Below are 17,476 nucleotides of genomic sequence, written 5' to 3'. Positions count from 1 at the left end.
TTTGGATTACTGTTTCCATTCGATATGTTGGAAAGGGTGCTTAGGGTTACGGCTGATAAGAATTCGTGCAAAGATATCGTCAATTTCATCCTCTGGGCTTTTAGCAAGCCCGATCACCACTTCACTCATTTGCGCTAAAGGTAATCCTTGGGTGGCAAGAATATGCCAATCTTGACTAAATGGCACAATTTCAGCCGCGCCACACTCTTCGAACTGTAACGCGAAAATCACTTGGTCGGCAGGCTCTAAGTTATCCATCGCACCTTCAAGGAAAAGGTCATAGGCAATTTCAATGATTTCATCTTCATCGATTAAGTTAATACTTGGGTTCTGGCTCATGACGTTTTCCTAACGGTTAAGCAATGGTGATAATAGCTATTTGATCACAGCTATTATCATAATAATGGGCTAAAGAAATAGCACAGACGCTCAATCACACGATTCCAGAACGGGCGTTGTTCCCATTCTTCAATATCTAAACGTGTAGAGCGAGCCATATAATCATACTGAACCAGCGTCAGATCGCTACCAAAACTTTTATCGTCTATCACGACTGTGATTTCAAAGTTCAGCCATAAACTGCGCATATCTAAGTTCACTGAACCGACTAAGCTTAATTCCCCATCAACACAGACACTCTTGGTGTGCAGTAATCCATCTTCAAACTGATAGATTTTTACGCCAGCTTCTAGTAATTCCGTGTAAAAAGAGCGGCTGGCCCAGCGAACCAAGAAAGAATCATTATGGCGTGGCATGATGATACTGACATCAACGCCGCGCATCGCTGCGGTACAAATTGCATGCAGTAAATCATCACTTGGGACAAAGTATGGGGTAGTCATGATCAGCTGCTTACGAGCTGAGAACATCGCCGTCATTAATGATTGCTGAATAAGTTCTTCAGGGAACCCAGGACCTGATGCAATCATTTGGGTGGTATGTCCGTTATCTTGCTCGAACGGCATGATATTGCTATCTGGTGGTGGCGGTAAAATGCGTTGTCCGGTTTCCATCTCCCAGTCAAAGGCGTAAACAATCCCTAATGTGGTACTCACAGGGCCTTCCATACGGACTAAAATATCTACCCACTCACCGACCCCCGCATCTTGTTTAAAGTAGCGAGGATCCACCATGTTCATACTGCCGGTGTAAGAAATATAGTTATCAATCACAACGATTTTGCGATGCTGACGTAAATCCATACGGCGCAGGAAAAAACGCATAAGGTTTACTTTTAGAGATTCGACAAACTCAATCCCTGCGGCACGCATTTTATCGGGATAATCACTGCGGAAAAAATGCCAGCTTCCTGCGGAGTCCACCATAATGCGGCATTTAACACCACGTTTTGCCGCATTGAGAAGGGCTTCGGTGACTTCATCGACAAGCCCACCTGGCTGCCAAATATAGAACACCATCTCGATAGAGTTCTTGGCATTATTAATATCATTGGCAATGGCTTTTAGTGAGTCTTCGCTGGTGGTCAGTAATTGAATACGGTTGCCTTTGACGCCTGCAATGCCTTGGCGTTTCTCACACAGTTGGAATAATGGCTCCGCAACGGGGCTGTTATCATTAGCAAAAATATGTTTGGAGAGACGTAGATTTTCCAGCCAAGTGGCAACCGATGGCCACATTTGATGGGCTTTATCGATACGACGTCGACCTAAATGGAGTTCACCAAATGCGGCATACGCGATGATCCCCACCAGAGGCAGGATATAAATGATCAGTAACCATGTCATCGCCGAAGTGACGGGGCGACGTGTGACGAGGATACGAACAGTAACCCCAGCAACAATTAACCAATACAGGAAAAACAGTAACCAACTCATTAAGGTGTAGACGGTTGCCATAATGGATAACAAGCCTCACTGACAGAGAGAAAAAGAGTCGAAAAAAGAAAATATGTCTTATTAAATATAGACTAAGAATAAACATACCAGAATTTAGTAAAAGTTCTGAATAAAAACTGAGTTAAATAGATAAAAGTGCTATTAATGACAAATTCAATGAATCTACCTCTCTTTTACGGGGTAAATTTCATCAACACTTTGATAACTTCCACTTGGTTCTCGTGAGCAAAGGCATATAATATTTCGCTGTTACGAACATACACCTGATAAGGATTAAAAAGATGAGACGCAGTAGGCAAGAAGTGGGTCGCTGGAGAATGCTAAGACAAGTCGTTCGCCGCCGTCGCCGTTGGTTAGAAAGACACTCTCGCCGCAATATGCACATTTATTCGCTCCGCAAAATGGACATCTATAAACGCCGTCATTCCCTGTTATTTACACAGTGGATTGAGTAAGGGTATTCACGTTTATACTCACATTTTTAACTTTGTTCGCTAAACCTTATTGAATATGATTGCTATTTGCATTTAAACTATTAGCCATATTCAATAAGTAAACGGTGTAGGGTAAAAATTGCATATGCGTGGTATCAGACTGTTAGTGATCATTGCTGTTTCATTATCAATTCATGCGGGCTTGGCAATGGCATGGATTTTTAATCAACCGAAATTTCCTCAACCTGAGGAGCCAATCTCGATAGCAATGCTTTCTTTTGCTGAACCAGCAGCCACTCCACCAGCTGAAACACAGGCAGAGCCAGAGCCTGTGGTTGAACCTGAACCTATCATTGAACCCGAGCCTATTGTTGAACCAGCGATAGTCTTACCGCAGAAAAAACCAGAAGTAAAAAAGAAACCTGAACCGAAAAAAGAACCTAAAAAAGAGCCGAAAAAAGTTCAGGAGCCAGTTAAACCTGTTGAAAAACAACTGGCGATGAACAAAACGCCATCCACAAATACAGATACTACGCCAAAAGAAGTCACCAACACGCGCGGAACTGATACTAACGTCAAAAATAATGCAACAGCATCTAACCAATCCACTGGTCAGCGTGGTCCAAAAGCATTAAGTAAACAAGCGCCTGAATATCCAGACCGCGCTCGTCGCTTAGGAAAAAATGGTTATGTGAAAGTACGTTATGACATCGATGAAGATGGGCGAGTGCAAAATATTGAGTTTGTTGAAGCTTCACCTAAAGGGATGTTTGAGCGCGATGTGAAGCGTGCAATGAACCGTTGGAAATATGAAAAGCTACCAGCGAAAGGTTATACCACTGAAATTTACTTCAAAGTAGATGGCACAGTCAGCCAAGCTTAAATGCTAGGAAATATCGGGATCAAAAAAGGGCGCTTATGAAGCGCCCTTACTGTATATGAATGATTAAGCTTGAGGCTGCGAACTTTCTAATTCGAAGTGTTGCTTATCTTCAGGTAATGCACGGGGCGTATTGTCATCATTGACCGCCACATAAGTAAATACCGCGTCAGTAGCTTGATAACGCTGACCTACAGGATGGGTTGCCACTTTTTTCACCCACACTTCAATATTGATAGTGACGGAGCTTTTCCCTGTTTTTAAGCAGCGAGCATAACAACAAACAACATCACCAACAGCAACTGATTTTTGAAATTTTATGCCATTGACTGCCACTGTTACTACGCGACCCAGAGCAATTTCTTTTGCTAAAATCGCGCCGCCAATATCCATTTGAGACATTAGCCAGCCACCAAAAATATCGCCATTCGCATTGGTATCTGAAGGCATTGCCAAAGTACGTAAAACGAGTTCACCGTTAGGTAATTGCATATCAAACTCTTTATTAAAAGGAATTAAACACTATGATTTTGTTGCTCATTTATAGCAAACAAACATAAGTATAGTAAACCGCTAGAGTACATCCAGTCACAGATAATTGTAACAAATCACTGTGATAGGCATAAAAAAGCTGCGAAAGTGCGCAGCTTATTTATCATCATAATATTTCGAAGAAATAAATTACTCTTTTGGCTTTTCCGCCTGAGGTTCTTTAGTCATGTGTTTGAAAATATATACCACGCTAAGGATCGTGAAAATTAAGGTGCCAGCCGTCAATCCAAACACTTTAAAGTTGACCCAAACACTCTCAGCCATCCAATATGCCACGTAAATATTAATAACAGCGCAAGCAATAAAGAAAATACCCCAAGCGGTATTTAATTTTAACCAATAGCTATCCGCTAATTTAATTTCTTGATTGCTACCCAGCATTCTTTGGATGAGCGGTTTTTCTGTAAACCATTGGCTCGCAAATAGAGCAATACCAAACAGAGCATAAATAATGGTGACTTTCCATTTGATAAAGTCAGCGCTGTGAAATAACACCGTTAACCCTGCAAATACCATCACAATCGCACAGGTGATTTTTGCCACTCTTTCCACTTTTTTATAAATGAAGTAAGTGACCAGTAAGGAAATTGGGGTGGTTATCAGTAATGACTGACTAGCAACATAAATGTCGTATTGCTTATAAAAGAGAAAAAAGATAACCAAAGGAATAAAATCAATAAGTTGTTTCATAACAGTGGATTCAGATCCTTAACGTGAATATAGTCAGCTTAAATATAGTCAATTCAAACGGAGTCAACTTAAACATAGTGGCGTAGTTTAACTGATTTTGCGCAGATTGTTAAAAGTTTGCTCTTTTTTACCAAGAGTTAAGCCTGCAAACCAATCAAATTTGCACTATTTTACCCTTATTTGACTTAGTCCTAGATAAACTTTAATAGTTCGGATATAAATAGTCTACACAAGAAATTAACTGATTAATTTTTAGAGATTTTTTCCCATGATAAAGGCGCGATTATTTAATCTGATGCCCGGTTTACAAACCTTTAGCCAATATCAGTTGGCGAACTTGGGACCGGATGTGAAAGCGGGGTTGTCGGTCGCCGCCGTGGCGCTGCCTGTGGCAATTGCTTATGCTGAACTCATGGGGATCAATGCCATTGTCGGGCTATATGCTTGTATTTTACCAATGCTGATGTATGCATTGTTTGGAACCTCTAAACAATTAATCATTGGACCGGATGCGGCAACTTGTGCGGTGATCGCCGCTGCCGTTGCGCCCTTGGCGATGGGGGATGAGAATACCCGTTGGCAATTAATTATTGTAATGAGTTTAATGACGGGAATATGGTGCTTGATTGCGGCACGTTTTCGTCTGGGGATGTTTGCGGATTTTTTATCAGGGCCGATTTTACAAGGGTTATTAAATGGGGTCGCACTAACTATTATTGTCAGTCAACTAGGTAAAATTTTCGGTATTGATTCCCTTCCTTCCGGGTTTATTGAGCGTTTAGTGGCATTACCGCTTGCGCTACCTGAAACCCATATTCCGACATTAGCGGTGGCGGTGTTAACACTTACTGTGACGATGGTTATCAAACGGATACGCAGTAAGTGGCCATCACTGTTAATTGCGATGGTCTTGGCAACGAGCGCCAGCATTGTTTTCAATCTTGAGCAATATGGCATTAGCACCGTCGGTAATCTTGGTAATGGGTTACCCTCGATAGCGGCTCCTGATTTTAACCCCGGCTTATTGCGGGATTTGGTGACGCCATCCTTAAACTTGGCAGTCATCAGCTTTGTGAGCTTTATGATGACGGCGCGGAGCTTTGCTAGCAAAAATGGTTATACCGTGGATGCTGATCAAGAGCTACGAGCCTTAGGCATGGCGAATATCGCTTCTGCATTATCTCAAGGGTTTGCTGTGAGTGCGGCCAGTAGCCGAACTGCTGTGAACGATATGATGGGCGGTAAAACACAGATGGTATCGGTCATTGCTGCGCTCACTATTTTGGTGGTATTGCTATTTTCAATAGATCTGCTGGGTTATATTCCGATGCCCGCATTAGGTATGGTGCTGGTGGTCTCAACATTTTCACTGATCAGCTTTCGCAGCATTTATGCCATGCGTAAACGTAACCGACAAGCTTTTTTCTTATGCGTTTTTACTTTATGTGCGGTGTTAGTGGTCGGCTTGATCAGCGGAGTGGGCTTTGCCGTGTTGTTAGGTTTGCTGCAATTTTTGCGGGTGATATTCCGCCCGACAGATCAGTTATTGGGTGTTGACGAGCAGGGTATGTTGCACTCAATGAACCCGGATAATGATATTCAGGCGGTTGAAGGCGTGCTGATTTATCGTTTTAACTCACCGCTGACCTATTTCAATGTGAACTATTTTAAAGATCGGTTAAATAAGCATATAGATAGCGAACGTAAACGTCCGGCGTGGGTCATTGTCGATGCAGCGGTCAGCTTTACCCATAACGATGTGAGTGTATTTTCGGCACTTAACGAGCTCGTGACGTCATTAAAAGCGAAAGGGGTCACGCTGGTGCTAGCAGGACGACGGACATCTCTAAACCGTTGGTTATCACAAAATAAAATTAGTCGTTCTGATGATGATTTACTGGTGGTGCCAGATATCTATTTCGCTATCCGCTTGATCCAGAGTAAGCAGCATATTCAGCAAAAAAGTGTTGAAGAACGCAAGGAGAGCGAGGAAGGAACCGTCAATAGTAAGTTGTCAGAGTAATGGTATGATAGGATGAAAAACAAAAGGGCGTCACTTTGAAGAGACGCCCTTTTTGATCATTAAATCTGTTTCTATTTATGCGTTTTTGCTGCTCAGCATATATAAACGGAAAAAGTAAATTAAGGCAAAAGCGGCAATCATGTTGTTGATCAGGAATGAAATACCATTGACCACAATGTGATTTAGTTGCAGGCTGCTTAACAGCATGCTGACTAACATTTGCGTTGCCATCCAAATTAAAATCATTGGGGCAGCGATACGCCAATTGGCAAATGCCAACTTCCAGCTTTTGCCCATGGCATTAAACGGATTCACTTTTTCATTCATTAAAATGGCAGGGGCAAGAGAAAAGCCAATCGCCAAAATCAGACCAGGAAGTACCATCAAGGTGATACCAAGCTGAATTAATAGGGAACAGATAATCAGCAGCAGGAACATCGCAGGGGCTTTAGGTAATGATGAAACTAATGCCTGAGTCCCGTTCACGGCTTCACCGCGAGATAAATTGGCGATATAAGAGAGCACGCCGCACATCAGGACCAAGCTTCCCAATGCGACGGATAAAATCAAGCCCATAGACACACGTAGAATGCTGTTTTTCTCATCTTCAGGTAAGTTCAGTACCCAATTCTGTAACCCAGCATTGCCCGCATCAAGTAGCTGGTTCTGCGCTTCAAGTAACACGCCAATCATCCGTTCATTAGGAATTAACATTGCGTAGACAATCACGCTGATTGCGGTGGCGATTAACACAATGGTGAAGAGGCCATTCAACTGGTTTTTAAAAAAGTTGATGCTGTCACGAAAGAGTGAGTTGGCCGAAATGGACATGTAACTGCTCCTATCTACAAACGGAATAAAAATTTGACGGTGATTGTAACTGAGTATCGGACGTATAGGTAGAGAAAGATAAGAAAAGTCTGGGAGTTAGCCTAAATAAGTGTGCTACACCATAAATGAGTGTATCACTATTAATAAAGAATAATCTTAAAGGTGTATTTTAAATATATATTTAAATCGTGATTTAATTAGCCATTAATATAAAATCATTTTTTATTTTAATAGTTATTTCATGAAAATTGATTCAAATCAAAATAGAAAAAACCAGTAATGGAATAATAAACTCAGCTTTATTAAGAAATATATAAATTAGCAAAAGATGTGATCTTGATTTGAATATTAAATTTAAGAATAGGCTATATTTTTGCTAAATAATAAACATAGGAATGGGATTGACAATGAAAAAACTCACTGCGCTTGTATTGGCTGCTGCAACTTTAGCTCCAGCGGCTTCATTTGCTCATGAAGCTGGCGACTTTTTATTCCGTGCAGGTACAGCTACTGTAAGACCAAATGTTGGCGGGGACGATGTTAAACTGGGCAATGCGAATTTAGGTCATTTTGATGCAAATAATAATACCCAATTAGGTTTAACTTTCGGTTATATGATCACCGATAATATTGGTGTGGAATTATTAGCAGCGACTCCTTTTGAGCATAAAGTTGGTACTGGTCCAACAGGAAATATCGCAACAGTTAAACACTTACCACCAACTCTGATGGCTCAATATTACTTCGGTGGCAAAGAAGATAAACTGCGTCCTTATTTAGGTGCAGGTCTGAACTATACGTTCTTCTTTGATGAGAAATTTAATAGTACTGGTAAAGAAGCAGGTCTGTCTGACCTAGACCTGTCAAGCTCTTGGGGCTTTGCAGCGCAAGCAGGTATGGATTACATGCTTGATGAAAACTGGATGTTAAACGCCTCTGTTTGGTGGATGAATATTGACACTGACGTTAAATTCAAAGCTGGTGAAGACCGCGTTAAAGTTGATACACGTTTAGACCCATTTGTATTTATGTTTGGTGTGGGTTACCGCTTCTAATTTCTTAAGGACTTCGGCAAGTTTATTCTTGCTCGCTAATGGATTAGAAAGCAGTAAAGAAATCCGGGAATTTATTCCCGGATTTTTCGTTTTTAGAGAATAAAGAATATAATAAGCAGAGAACTCAATGTTAAATCACTTATATTTTATTTAACATTAAATTCACAATATCAAAAAAGGCCAATAATCAGAGTGAAAATTTAATTTTATAATTAAATATCAAGATGGATATTTAAACTAAATTAGTCTGAGTAACTTTACCTAATATATTTTAAATATTATCCGCAAAGTGGAAATTTGACAGAAACCATTGAATGCATTAACGGCTATTTGAAATGAAAAAAGCCATCAAATTATTGATGGCTTTCTGACACAATGAAGAAAATAAATTAAGGTACTATTTTTGTGTGGCGGCTTTCATATTTGCCACAAACGTCGTTAATTTACTGAGCATTTCTTGTGGTTGTTGTAGGTTATTTTCAATGATTTTTACCACAGCAGAACCCGATATTGCCCCCGCAGCGCCATTACGAATCGCTTCAGTCACTTGAGCAGGCTCCGAAATACCAAATCCTTGAAGTGCAGGTGCTGCGCCATATTGGGTTAATTTGCTCACTAAATGAGTTAATGGCATTTGCGCTCGCTGCTCTGTACCAGTGACGCCTGCGCGAGAGAGTAAATACGTATAACCTTGGCTATGTTCTCCAATCTCTTTTAGCAGTGCGTCATCCCCATTTGGTGGACAAATAAAGATTGGGGCGATGCCGTGGGTGATGGCTGATTCACGGAACGGCTTTGATTCACGCATTGGCACATCGGCAACTAAAACGGAATCTACGCCAGCTTGTTGGCAACGTTGATAAAAATAGTCGATCCCATTGGTGAAAACTAAATTAGCATAAACCAATAACCCTATCGGCATATCGGGGTGTTTGGCTCGAATACGCGCTAATAACTCGAAGCATAACGTCGGTGTGATCTCGCTTTTAAAGGCACGTAAATTGGCATTTTGAATTGTGGGACCATCCGCTAAAGGGTCAGAGAAGGGGATGCCAATTTCTAAGGCATCCGCACCTCCTGCAATTAATGCATCGACAATTTTTAAAGAAAGCTCGGCATCAGGGTCACCTAACGTGACAAAGGGAACAAAAGCGCCTTGGTTTTGTTGGTTTAAACGCTGAAAAAGTTGAGTATAACGCGTCATTAGATTTCCCCTTTGCTGGTCAAAATATCATGTACCGTAAAAATGTCTTTATCACCACGACCGGATAAATTGACAATTAACAACTGCTCTTTATTTGGATTTTGCTCTGCCATTTTGAGGGCATACGCTAATGCATGAGATGACTCTAATGCAGGAATAATCCCTTCTTTGCGTGACAGCAATTTAAAGGCGTTTAGCGCTTCATCATCGGTAATCGAAACATATTCAGCACGACCAATACTGTTTAAGTGCGCATGTTGAGGCCCCACTGATGGGAAATCTAACCCTGCTGAAATGGAGTAAGATTCTTCAATCTGCCCTTCAGAGGTTTGCATCATAGGGGATTTCATACCGAAATAAATCCCAATACGACCATGTTTTAACGGTGCACCATGTTGCCCTGATTCAATACCGTGACCGGCAGGCTCAACACCAATTAACCCGACGTTTTCTTCAGGAATAAACGAAGCGAACAGACCGATAGCGTTGGAACCACCACCGATACAGGCGATCACCGCATCCGGTAGGCGACCTTCTTTATCTAAAATTTGCTGTTTTGCTTCATCACCGATCATGCGTTGAAATTCACGTACAATAGTCGGATATGGGTGAGGGCCTGCCGCAGTCCCTAATAAATAGTGTGCGGTTTCATAACTGCCAGACCAGTCTCTTAGCGCTTCATTACAAGCATCTTTTAAGGTTGCAGAGCCGCTATGTACAGGGATCACTTCGGCGCCCATTAGCTTCATACGAAACACGTTTGGAGATTGACGCTCAACGTCTTTTGCACCCATGTAGATGCGGCACTTCATATTTAATAAGGCGCAAGCAAGGGCGGTAGCAACACCATGCTGACCCGCGCCAGTTTCAGCGATAATTTCATTTTTACCCATACGTTTGGCGAGCAATGCTTGACCCAACACCTGGTTGGTTTTGTGCGCGCCACCGTGGAGTAAATCTTCGCGCTTTAAATAAAGCTTCGTTTTGGTACCCGCCGTCAGGTTGCGGCACAGGGTTAATGCGGTTGGACGACCTGCATAATTTTTAAGTAGATCATGGAATTCCGTTAAGAACGCAGGATCATTTTGTGCGTCAATAAAGGCATCTTCTAGCTGGTTCAATGCTGGGATCAAAATTTCTGGGACATATTGCCCACCAAACTCACCGAAATAGGGATCTAATTTGCTCATTATTTATTATCCATTTTAAGTTTATATGTTCAGTATGATTAATATGGCTTTGAGCTAAATCGCCATGCGGGCTGATTTCAATGCATCAAAGACTTGGTTTAATTTTTGTTCGGATTTAATACCCGGTTCGATTTCAATGCCAGAGTTAAAATCAAGCCCATTGCAGACGAGTTGCGCGGCTTGTTGGCAGTTTTCAAGGGTAAGCCCACCAGCCACCATTAGCTTGTGACCGCTATTTGTTGGTATTGATGACCAATCAAAGGTTTTTCCTGTACCGCCAGCGCCGTTATCTAATAGCAGCAAATCAATTAACGTAGGGTCATAATCGGCGATTTGACTATCAGCCATATTCAGCGCTTTCCAAATATGGCAATGTGCTGGCAGCATTTCACGTAATTGTGCCATGTAGGTATTATCTTCATCACCGTGGAGCTGAACCGCATGTAACGCCAATTGTTGGGCAATATGCGCCACAAAATCCGCGGATTGATTATGGAAAACCCCCACAAATCTAAGTGGTGCAGCATGAATAATCTGCTTTGCTTGTGACAGCGTCACTTTACGAGGGGATTTTTCAGCAAAAATCAGTCCACCAAAATTGGCGCCTGCAGCAAATGCGGCTTTAGCATCTTGCTCACGGGTTAAGCCACACACTTTATGCTCACCAATCAGCAGGTTACGCAGTGCTTTTGGTAAGTCCTCTTGCTCCATCAAGGCGCTACCAATTAGGAAGCCGTTAGCGACATCCGCAAGGCTTTGAATATGTTGATGTTGAAGAATACCTGACTCGCTGATCACCACGGTTCCTGCCGGTAAACGCGGCGCGAGTTGACGCGTACTATTTAAATCGATAGACATATCGCGTAGGTCGCGGTTGTTGATCCCAACCACTTTAGCTTTCAATGTTATCGCACGTTCCAGTTCTTCATCGTTGCTTACCTCAGTGAGAACGCCCATGTTCAGTTGGTGTGCTACATCGGCAAGGGCAAGATATTGTTCATCATTCAATACGGACAGCATGAGTAAAATAGCATCCGCTTGGTAATAGCGAGCAAGGTAAATCTGATAAGGATCAACGATAAAATCTTTGCACAGAACAGGTTGTTTCACTGTGTTGCTAACAATCGTCAGGTAATCCATCTTACCTTGGAAATATTTTTCGTCAGTCAAGACTGAAATTGCAGAAGCATAAGGGGCATACATGCCCGCAATCACCGCGGGGTCGAAATCTTCACGGATAAGCCCCTTCGATGGAGAGGCTTTTTTGCACTCTAAAATAAATACTGGGCGCTTCGCTTGTAGAGCTGAGTAAAAATTTCGTTGCGCAGGTTGCACTTCAGATTGAAAACTTGCCAGCGGTTGACGTTGTTTGCGCTCCGCTAAATAGGCAAATTTATCATCTACAATCTTTTGTAATACCGTGCCTTTCATCTTAGTGCTCCCTTGCAGCTAGTGCCAGAACGCGGTCAAATGCTTTGCCGCTACGAATAATATTGAGTGCGTGCTCGCTGTTTTCTTTTAAATCTTCGTAACCATTAATACGTAACAACATGGCGACGTTTGCGGCGACAGCCGCCTCATGAGCCGCTTGACCATGACCTTGTAATAATTGCGTCAGCAGAAAACGGTTTTCATCTGGGGTGCCGCCTTCCAAATCTTTCAATTGATAAGGCGCTAAGCCAAAATCTTCAGCTGTCAGAGTATATTGCTGAATTTCACCATTTTTTAATTCGGCAACATGGGTTGGTGCATGAAGTGAAACTTCATCCATCCCTCCACTATGTACCACAGCTGCACGGGTAAACCCAAGCATTTGCATGGTTTTTGCTACCGGTTCAACCAATGAATCCTGATAGACGCCCACTAAGGCTAACGGTGGGCGAGCTGGGTTAATTAATGGACCCAGTACATTAAATAAAGTACGGGTTTTTAATTGACTACGTACCGGGGCGGCATGGCGGAATCCACTGTGATATTGCGGCGCAAATAAGAAACATAAGCCTAACTCGTCTAATGCATCGCGGGCGCTTTGAGCGCTTAAATCTAAGGCAATGCCAAAGGCGGCGAGCAAGTCCGATGAGCCTGAGCGGCTGGAAACGCTGCGGTTGCCATGTTTTGCGACTTTTATCCCACATTCTGCCGCCACAAATGCGCTGGCAGTGGAGATATTAATACTGTTTGCACCATCTCCTCCTGTGCCGACAATATCACTGAATTGATAGTCAGGGCGTGGGAAAGGTTGGGCATTTTCTAAGCATGCCAATGCAGCACCGGCAATTTCTTGTGGTTGTTCGCCACGCATTTTCATGCTGATCAAGACGGCAGCAAGTTGGGGCTCAGTGAGTTCACCTTGAATAATTGCGTTAAATAAATATTGGCTCTCTTGTTGAGTTAACGCTTGCGCTTTAAATAATTTATCGTAAATGTTTTGCATGATTGGCTCTCTGTGTCCCATTAGTGCGAATGTGATGTTGTTTTGTTGGGGGAAGAAAGCGCCCATGCCACCGTATTTTCTAACAACAATTTTCCTTGGGTGGTTAAGATGGATTCGGGGTGAAACTGGAATCCACACACTCGCTGTTCATCATTGCGTACCGCCATGACCATGCCATTGGATTGTGCGCAAATCGTTAATGATTCAGGGATTTGGCTACCCACTAAAGAGTGATAACGTGCCACTGAAATAGGGTTTTCTAAGCCTGCAAACATAGCTTGTTCATCGTGGGTTGCCATTGATGCTTTGCCATGTAAAATTTCACCCGCAGGGGAAACTGTTCCACCATAAGCTTCAACGATGGCTTGATGCCCTAAGCAGATGCCAATCACTGGAATGGTGCCTATTACTGATTTAAGTACTTCCGGCATACAGCCCGCGTCACTTGGCTTTCCTGGACCCGGTGAAAGGACTAAAATCGCATCATCGAGCTGATTCAGTACGGATAAAACATGTGCCGCATTAACGGTGTTGCGGTAGATCACTACGTGATGACCGCTGGCGCGTAATTGGTCGACCAAGTTGTAGGTGAAGGAGTCGACGTTATCGAGTAGTAAGATATTAGCCATTAAAATAACTCCTCAACTTGGTGGGCTTGGGCAATAGCGCGGATCACTGCGCGGGCTTTATTACGAGTTTCGTCGGCTTCACCTTGTGGAGATGAGTCGAGGACAACGCCGCCGCCAGCTTGAACGGTAGCAATGCCGTTTTCGACATATGCAGAACGAATAACGATGCAGGTATCAAAGTCGCCTTTACCATTAAAGTAACCCACTGCGCCGCCGTAGGAGCCTCTGCGCTCTTTTTCACATTCCGCGATCAGTTGCATCGCTTTGACTTTCGGCGCGCCTGTTAATGTCCCCATATTCATACATGCTTGATACGCATGGAAAACATCTAAATCGCTGCGTAAAGTTCCCACAACATGGGAAACTAAGTGCATGACAAAAGAGTAGCGGTCAACTTTTGTCAGGTTGGCAACATAGCGGCTGCCTGCTTCACAAATTCGCGCTAAATCATTACGTGCTAAGTCTACTAACATAATGTGTTCTGCCAGCTCTTTTTCATCGGTACGCATGGCCAATTCAATGCGACTATCTAAATCTAAGTCGATGTTTCCTTGCGCATTGCGTCCACGAGGGCGGGTACCTGCAATTGGGTAGATTTCCACCACGCGAGTTTGTTTGCTGTATTTCAAGGCGCTCTCTGGTGAAGCGCCAAACAGGGTAAAATCATTGTCTTGCATATAGAACATGTACGGACTTGGGTTTTGCGCCTTAAGTTTTTGATAGGCAATCAGCGGTTGAGCACATGGCATACTGAATTTGCGTGATGGGACGATTTGGAAAATATCACCGCGGTAGATAGCTTCTTTTAAGGTATTGACGACACGTCCATATTCTTCATCATTTTTATTGATAGTAACGCTGAAGTTGTCTTGTTCACCCAGAGGTAATGCTGGTAAGTAAGGGCGGCACGCAACGATAATTTCGCTGTGACGCTGCTGTACTTGCGCAACAATGTGGGTGTCTGCGGTAAATAACAGGCTTTTTAAACGCGCTGCTTGGTTTTGATGGTCTATCACTAAATAGTGTTCTGCAACGAAAAAGCAGAAATCTGGGCATTGGTTTGTGGCAGTCACTTCCGGTAATGCTTCAAAATTTGCCACTAAGTCATAGGAGAATAATCCGCCCATAAACAGGATTTCTGGTCTTGGGAAATGGGCTTGTGCAATTGCTGGCAATGCGCGTAATACATCCAAGCATGAAGCACTTTTTAAACGGCTATCTTCATCTAATTGGCTTTCTGGTTGAGCAAAGATGACGGTCAGATGGTTTGCGGTTAAATCGCGAGAAATCGCTTTCTCGGCTAATTGTAAATTAATTAAAGGTAATAGAGCTTGACCATTTTCAGTTAACGCTTCAATTTCAACTCGTTGACCAAATGCACGGATGCGTAATGCACTGTCGATGATTAATAAGCTTTGTAAATTGGCTTTGTTGTTGACTTCAGCCGACTCTAGCAGCATGGTAGCGGCTTTATTCTGGCACAGGTGATTAAATAACAACGTAGGATCCGGTTGATAGTTAATTGGGCTATCCAGATGATTAAAATGTGCTAATGTGGTGTTTTGTTTGTTCATTTTGCTGCCTTAAGCTAATTTTAGACGTAAAAAAACCCGCTGGTTGAGGGCGGGTTCGGCACTGAGGCATTAACAATTCATGCGCGTGCGGCTTCCGCCCAATTTGGGAAGTCGCGCCACCAACGATTTGATAAATTGAAAACAGTCATACATGCCTCACTGGATAAACAAATTAAGTTTTAAATGCTTTTGCATACTAATTCTTTTGAATACAACAAATCTTGCGTACTAGTAAACTGGATTGCGCGATTGATGTCAATAGCTGTTTGTATTTATTTTTAATTTTCGTTAAGTCGAAAAGGGAGAAGGTAACAATATGTCGCAAGATTCGACGCCAATAGTGACTCGCTATGACTTACATAGCCATACGAATGCATCAGATGGAGAATTGTCTCCCGCTGAGTTAGTCGAACGTGCGATAGCAATGGGTGTGAATATTTTATCAATTACGGATCATGATACTTGTGATGGCTTAATTGCTGCCAAAGCGTATCTTGCTGACAATCCACGTCCATTAACATTAGTTAACGGGGTTGAAATATCCACCCTGTGGGAAAATATTGAAATTCATATTGTTGGGCTGAATTTTTCACCGAGCCATCCTACGATGGAAACGTTACTCTCGCAGCAATCACAACGCCGCCTAGACCGTGGGATTGAGATAGGTCGTCGCTTGCAAAAGGCAGGGATTGAGGATGCGTGGGAAAATGCCCAAGCGATTTCAGGTGGCGGCCAGGTTACTCGCGCGCATTTTGCACAGTACATTGTCAAAATTGGCAAAGAGAAAACCATCAATAATGTGTTTAAGCGCTATCTGGCGAAAGGGAAAACCGGCTATGTGCCCGCGCAGTGGTGCAGCATTCAAGAAGCTGTGGATGCTATTCATCAATCTGGCGGTGTCGCGGTGCTGGCGCATCCATCAAAATATCAATTATCGAATAAATGGCTAAGACGCCTGATCGATCACTTTAAAGCTTGCCAAGGGGATGCGATGGAAATTTCTCATTGCCAGCAGCCGGCAAATGAGAAGCGATTTTTAGGAGAGTTGGCACAAGAGGCTAACTTGAAAACTTCTGTTGGGTCAGATTTCCATCGCCCTTGTTCGTGGATTGAGTTAGGGCGGAATTTATGGCTTCCTGATGATGAGCAAGCGGTTTGGACCCTCTGGGATAAAGTGAATTGATAGAAAGCTAAAACCTCTTAGTTTGTAAGAATATTACCTAATTCGTTGATGGATCACGGTTTGGGTGTAAAATAGTCTGTATATGAATTATTTTGTTGAGTCACAATATTATTTGATAAAGATATTACTGTGACCGTTTTGTTTTGTAAGCGCCGTTTTGTTTTGTAAGAATAGATAGATAGTGCCATTTTTAGGTCGTTCACCGGATGATGCTGTCGATACTCAACTATAGAGGTCACTATGAGCCAGTTTTTTTATATCCATCCGGACAACCCTCAGGCAAGGCTAATTAGCCAAAGTGTTGAGATCCTGAATAAAGGCGGTGTTGTCGTCTACCCGACAGATTCAGGTTATGCCATTGGTTGTCGTTTAGAAGATAAAAATGCCCTAGAGCGTATTTGTCGTATCCGAAAATTGGATGCGAACCATAACTTTACCTTGATGTGCCGTGATCTATCCGAAATCTCAAATTATGCCCATGTGGATAACACCGTATTTCGTTTAATCAAAAACAATACGCCGGGTAATTACACCTTTATTTTAAAAGCCACCAAAGAAGTGCCTCGTCGTTTGATGAACGAAAAGCGTAAAACTATTGGGTTACGTGTACCATCAAACCCAATTGCCCGCGATTTACTGGAAGCCGTGGGGGAGCCACTTATGTCCACCAGTTTGATTTTACCGGGCGATGATTTTACTCAATCAGATCCAGAAGAAATCCGCGATTTACTGGATAAACAAGTGGATTTAGTGATCCACGGTGGTTACATCGGGCAAAAACCAACCACGGTAATTGATTTTACTGATGACACTCCAGTTGTCGCTCGTGTCGGAACTGGCGACCCAACCCCATTTGAATAAGGCAATCTTCCTTGAAAATTCATTCTTTCAGGGAAGACGATTAGTCATAGGGGATCACAATAAACCTGTGTATAATGCGC

15 protein-coding genes, 1 pseudogene and 1 other annotated feature are annotated in these 17,476 nt (G+C 42.7%); of the genes and pseudogenes, 6 read left to right on the top strand and 10 right to left on the bottom strand.

Going from position 1 to position 17,476, the window contains the following annotated elements; genetic code table 11:
• Window positions 1-6: 6 nt before the first annotated feature.
• Together M5X66_RS08775 and cls are read right to left on the bottom strand one after the other, a co-directional pair.
• A complete protein-coding gene (locus tag M5X66_RS08775) occupies window positions 7-339 on the bottom strand; it encodes an HI1450 family dsDNA-mimic protein (RefSeq protein ID WP_036956522.1) in 333 nt (110 codons plus the stop codon).
• Window positions 340-395: 56 nt separating this feature from the next.
• A complete protein-coding gene (cls, locus tag M5X66_RS08770; RefSeq protein ID WP_036956524.1) occupies window positions 396-1,856 on the bottom strand; it encodes a cardiolipin synthase in 1,461 nt (486 codons plus the stop codon).
• A gap of 281 nt (window positions 1,857-2,137) precedes the next feature.
• Here cls and M5X66_RS08765 point away from each other — a divergent pair, with 281 nt between their 5' ends.
• A complete protein-coding gene (locus M5X66_RS08765) occupies window positions 2,138-2,311 on the top strand; it encodes a YciY family protein (protein ID WP_132496008.1) in 174 nt (57 codons plus the stop codon).
• 124 nt (window positions 2,312-2,435) lie between these two features.
• On the top strand, window positions 2,436-3,173 hold the full coding sequence (locus tag M5X66_RS08760; protein WP_036956526.1) for a TonB family protein: 738 nt from the start codon (window positions 2,436-2,438) through the stop codon (window positions 3,171-3,173).
• Between the two features lie 63 nt (window positions 3,174-3,236).
• On the opposite strand, the gene yciA is transcribed toward M5X66_RS08760, so the two are convergent.
• Window positions 3,237-3,662, bottom strand: a complete 426-nt coding sequence (yciA, locus tag M5X66_RS08755; RefSeq protein WP_270104023.1) for an acyl-CoA thioester hydrolase YciA — start codon at window positions 3,660-3,662, stop codon at window positions 3,237-3,239.
• A 189-nt stretch (window positions 3,663-3,851) separates the two neighbouring features.
• On the bottom strand, window positions 3,852-4,412 hold the full coding sequence (locus M5X66_RS08750; RefSeq protein WP_108478077.1) for a septation protein A: 561 nt from the start codon (window positions 4,410-4,412) through the stop codon (window positions 3,852-3,854).
• Window positions 4,413-4,680: 268 nt separating this feature from the next.
• Between M5X66_RS08750 and M5X66_RS08745 the strand changes: the two genes are divergently transcribed.
• The gene (locus M5X66_RS08745) at window positions 4,681-6,435 is read left to right on the top strand and encodes a SulP family inorganic anion transporter (RefSeq protein ID WP_154599227.1); all 1,755 of its coding nucleotides are present in this window, start codon (window positions 4,681-4,683) and stop codon (window positions 6,433-6,435) included.
• 75 nt (window positions 6,436-6,510) lie between these two features.
• Here the strand turns inward: M5X66_RS08745 and M5X66_RS08740 are convergent, their stop codons facing one another.
• Window positions 6,511-7,266: a YciC family protein gene (locus M5X66_RS08740; RefSeq protein ID WP_036956530.1), complete on the bottom strand. Its 756-nt coding sequence runs from the start codon at window positions 7,264-7,266 to the stop codon at window positions 6,511-6,513.
• Between the two features lie 407 nt (window positions 7,267-7,673).
• Here M5X66_RS08740 and ompW point away from each other — a divergent pair, with 407 nt between their 5' ends.
• A complete protein-coding gene (ompW, locus tag M5X66_RS08735) occupies window positions 7,674-8,321 on the top strand; it encodes an outer membrane protein OmpW (protein ID WP_036956531.1) in 648 nt (215 codons plus the stop codon).
• Window positions 8,322-8,718: 397 nt separating this feature from the next.
• Here ompW and trpA read toward each other — a convergent pair whose 3' ends face one another.
• From trpA to M5X66_RS08710, 5 genes and pseudogenes are all read right to left on the bottom strand, one after another.
• Window positions 8,719-9,525 carry a tryptophan synthase subunit alpha gene (gene trpA / locus M5X66_RS08730; RefSeq protein WP_036956532.1) on the bottom strand — a complete coding sequence of 269 codons (807 nt, stop codon included), beginning with the start codon at window positions 9,523-9,525 and terminating at the stop codon, window positions 8,719-8,721.
• Window positions 9,525-10,715, bottom strand: a complete 1,191-nt coding sequence (trpB, locus tag M5X66_RS08725; protein WP_270104022.1) for a tryptophan synthase subunit beta — start codon at window positions 10,713-10,715, stop codon at window positions 9,525-9,527. The genes trpA and trpB overlap by 1 nt, the downstream gene beginning before the upstream one ends.
• Before the next feature lie 54 nt (window positions 10,716-10,769).
• The gene (trpCF, locus tag M5X66_RS08720; protein ID WP_270104021.1) at window positions 10,770-12,146 is read right to left on the bottom strand and encodes a bifunctional indole-3-glycerol-phosphate synthase TrpC/phosphoribosylanthranilate isomerase TrpF; all 1,377 of its coding nucleotides are present in this window, start codon (window positions 12,144-12,146) and stop codon (window positions 10,770-10,772) included.
• Window position 12,147: 1 nt separating this feature from the next.
• Window positions 12,148-13,778, bottom strand: a pseudogene (trpD, locus tag M5X66_RS08715) (bifunctional anthranilate synthase glutamate amidotransferase component TrpG/anthranilate phosphoribosyltransferase TrpD).
• Window positions 13,778-15,352, bottom strand: a complete 1,575-nt coding sequence (locus M5X66_RS08710; RefSeq protein WP_270104020.1) for an anthranilate synthase component 1 — start codon at window positions 15,350-15,352, stop codon at window positions 13,778-13,780. Before M5X66_RS08710 ends, trpD begins: the two are co-directional and overlap by 1 nt.
• A 26-nt stretch (window positions 15,353-15,378) precedes the next feature.
• Window positions 15,379-15,480 (bottom strand) — a sequence feature (Trp leader region).
• A 188-nt stretch (window positions 15,481-15,668) separates the two neighbouring features.
• Between M5X66_RS08710 and rnm the strand changes: the two genes are divergently transcribed.
• Window positions 15,669-16,535: an RNase RNM gene (gene rnm / locus M5X66_RS08705; protein WP_270104019.1), complete on the top strand. Its 867-nt coding sequence runs from the start codon at window positions 15,669-15,671 to the stop codon at window positions 16,533-16,535.
• A gap of 240 nt (window positions 16,536-16,775) precedes the next feature.
• The gene (locus M5X66_RS08700) at window positions 16,776-17,396 is read left to right on the top strand and encodes an L-threonylcarbamoyladenylate synthase (RefSeq protein ID WP_036956539.1); all 621 of its coding nucleotides are present in this window, start codon (window positions 16,776-16,778) and stop codon (window positions 17,394-17,396) included.
• Window positions 17,397-17,476: the final 80 nt, after the last annotated feature.

The organism is Providencia sp. PROV188 (assembly GCF_027595165.1).
Taxonomy (GTDB): Bacteria; Pseudomonadota; Gammaproteobacteria; order Enterobacterales; family Enterobacteriaceae; genus Providencia; species Providencia lanzhouensis.
Note: the sequence above shows the minus strand (reverse complement) of the source record. Positions and strands in the feature narration are given on the sequence as shown.